The 587-nt window shown below is 75.5% G+C and carries 1 protein-coding gene; it reads left to right on the top strand.

The window, feature by feature from the left end:
* The first annotated feature begins 171 nt into the window (after positions 1–171).
* Positions 172–486 (top strand): hypothetical protein, encoded by a 315-nt coding sequence (locus ABD140_RS39975; protein WP_344248299.1) that lies wholly within the window; start codon positions 172–174, stop codon positions 484–486.
* Positions 487–587 lie beyond the last annotated feature (101 nt).

Here is a 587-nt window from a genome sequence, read left to right as displayed (position 1 = left end):
GCGCCGCGACCCGATGGCGGCCGCCCGCATCATGAACAAGCGCGGCTACTGGAACCTGCGCCCCACCCAGCGCCGCGACTCCCCGGTGGCCGCGGCCGTCGCCGTCCTGGACGAAGGCCTGCAGCGCGTGCTCGACCACCTGTACGACTTCTTCGGCGACCGGGACGCCCGGTGAGCGCCCCCATGCCGCTGGCCGCCGCCGACGACCCCCGCGTGACGGTCGTCGCCGCCGCCCTGCGCGCCAGCGCCGCCCAGCCCGGCCCCGGCACCTACGGCACCGACGCCCGCCGCGTCCTGGCCGCCCTGGACGCCGCCGCCCCCGCTACCGCCAAAACCCGTTCCGATCCTCCCCGCGGGCCCGTCGACGAGCACGTCGTGGACGCCGCCGTCATCGCCTACATGGACGCACCCCGCGACGCCGCCGGCCGCATCGCGCTGGAGGACCTGATGCGCCACGTCAGCACCGCGGTGCGGGAGGCGCTGTGATCGAGGTCAACTTCTTCGCCGTGGCCTTCATCGCCGTCGCCCTGCTCATGGTCGGGCTCGTCATCGGCGCCTGGCCCAAGGAGGTCCTGGCCCAGCGCGAC

Origin of the sequence: Actinocorallia libanotica, from assembly GCF_039525175.1 — a bacterium.
In the GTDB taxonomy this organism is placed as follows: domain Bacteria; phylum Actinomycetota; class Actinomycetes; order Streptosporangiales; family Streptosporangiaceae; genus Actinocorallia; species Actinocorallia libanotica.
Note: the sequence above shows the minus strand (reverse complement) of the source record. Positions and strands in the feature narration are given on the sequence as shown.